Origin of the sequence: Bacillus sp. JJ664, assembly GCF_036962205.1 — a bacterium.
Classification (GTDB): domain Bacteria; phylum Bacillota; class Bacilli; order Bacillales; family Bacillaceae_G; genus Gottfriedia.
The window spans coordinates 1-2005 of the sequence record NZ_JBALMS010000217.1 but is presented as its reverse complement, the minus strand read 5'-3'; the positions used below and the strand labels follow the sequence as shown (position 1 = coordinate 2005).

Below are 2005 nucleotides of genomic sequence, written 5' to 3'. Positions count from 1 at the left end.
AAAGTGAACTTGAATTTAATCCGTAGTTATATTCAATCACCTGATTTATGCGTGGAATCGAAGCAAATCGGGCACTTTGCAAAAACAGACCTTTCGATAGTTTATATAAAAAATAAAGTTGATAAAATTGCTTTAGAAGAAGTTCGAACTCGTATTTCAACTCTTGATATCGAATACGTCTTAGAGCCTAGAGTTGTAGAAGATGCTTTGGAAGGAAGGAAGAAGACAATTTTCCCTCTCGTTTTCAATACGGAAATGCCCGACGTAACAGCTGCTGCTTTATATGAAGGGAGAATTGCGGTATTAGTGAATGGTACTCCGCTAGCATCGATTGTACCTTCATTATTCGTTCAGCATATGACGCAACCAACTGAATACTATTCGAAAGTTGGAAGGTTTTCGAATCGATTGCTTTTCATGTTTAGTTACTTTCTGACTTTCTGCTTACCGGGTATTTATCTTGCAATAGCTAATTTTCATAGCAAATGGTTCCCGACTAAGTTTGCAAAAAAATATTTTACACACTCTGATACTATACTTCCTTATCTACTAGAAATTACATTACTACTAATTATTTTATACTTATTAAGCTTGGCCTCCTTTCGGATACCAAGCGATTTAATTATTGTTGCATCTCTCGTTGGAACAATGGTGGTTAGCACAACAGCAGTCGATGCCAAACTAATTCATCCTCTTAGTTTAATTATTGTTGGGATTTCTTTTTTAACCAATTTATTATTTATCACAGGGGGGATGGCCAATGCAATAACTCCGTTACGATTTATTTTTATAATCGTTGGTAATTTCTTGGGTTTAACCGCGATCGGCATTGGTATCATATGTTTGTTGATTTATATGTCTCGTCTACGATCAGTCGGTGTACCGTTCTTAGCACCGATCATTCCTTTTCGTCCACAAGAATTCAAAGATGTATTTTATCGTGGAGATTTAAAGAAGCTGATTAACAGTCCTCACAAATATCCGCACGACGATAAATAATAATAATTTGAACTTTAGTATAATATCTCCAATAAAATGGATCCTCAATTGAGGATCCGTTTTTATTGGAGATAGAACCTATTCTTTCATTTAAAACATTTTCGCATTAGAAATTTTGTTTAAAAGCTTTAATAAATTGTTTACTGTGTTCGGTCAATCTCTTCCGTTTTGTTCGAACGATTCCAAAGAAAAAGCGAAGAGAACGAGGATGGATAAATGGCATTACAATAATATTTCCATTTTGAATATTTGTGACCTTATTTAAAAATATATTCATAGCAAAAACAATTCCCAACCCTTCAGATACAGTTTCAGAAATAACGTTTACGTTGTTTGTAGTTAACAATATATTCATGTCTGGAACATATTTAATTAATTCATTAACAAAATCCTCCGTAAGGTGATCTTCCGAAAGTATGACAGACTGATTTACAAGGTCCTCAACTCGAACATATTCCAAGAAGGCAAGTTGAGAATTCTTGCTTACACATATTACTGTACCACCTTCGTGAATTGCTTCAAATTCCAAATCTGGATTAGATGCTACCATTTCGTCAGTAAATACTGTTATTCCAAAATCAGCCTTTTCCGTTTTAATGTCAGACAGAATCGCATATGGCTTTTTTTCAAAAACTTCAATTTGACTATAAGGATAATTTTTTTTATATGAAACTAGCGTGCTAGGAATAACAAACATTGCATTAGTATTAGCAGATACAGATATTTTGACTTTTTCAGGATAATTATTTTGATGTGCAAAAATAGATATATCTTCTACTTTCATCATAATTTCATTTGCTTTACTAACAATAAATTTACCTTCTTCTGTAAGCTCGGCACCTAATCTCGATCGATTAAATAGCTTCGTTTGAAGCTCCATTTCTAAATTACTAATGGCTTTACTAATACCTGAAGGTGAAATATGAAGATTTTCAGCAGCACTAATTAATGATTTTGTTTTAGCAACCTCTATTACGTACTCTAATTGTAATAAATTCATCTAATC

2 protein-coding genes are annotated in these 2005 nt (G+C 33.2%); one reads left to right on the top strand and one right to left on the bottom strand.

Going from position 1 to position 2005, the window contains the following annotated elements:
* The coding region (locus tag V7056_RS20400) for a spore germination protein (protein WP_499704215.1) at window positions 1–999 on the top strand (999 nt) is incomplete at its 5' end.
* 106 nt (window positions 1000–1105) lie between these two features.
* On the opposite strand, the gene V7056_RS20395 is transcribed toward V7056_RS20400, so the two are convergent.
* A complete protein-coding gene (locus tag V7056_RS20395) occupies window positions 1106–1999 on the bottom strand; it encodes a LysR family transcriptional regulator (protein ID WP_499704214.1) in 894 nt (297 codons plus the stop codon).
* Window positions 2000–2005 lie beyond the last annotated feature (6 nt).

What these genes read in the sequence shown, in the direction of transcription:
- V7056_RS20395 (WP_499704214.1), bottom strand. Translation starts at nt 1,999, where the DNA reads ATGAATTTATTACAATTAGAGTACGTAATAGAGGTTGCTAAAACAAAA.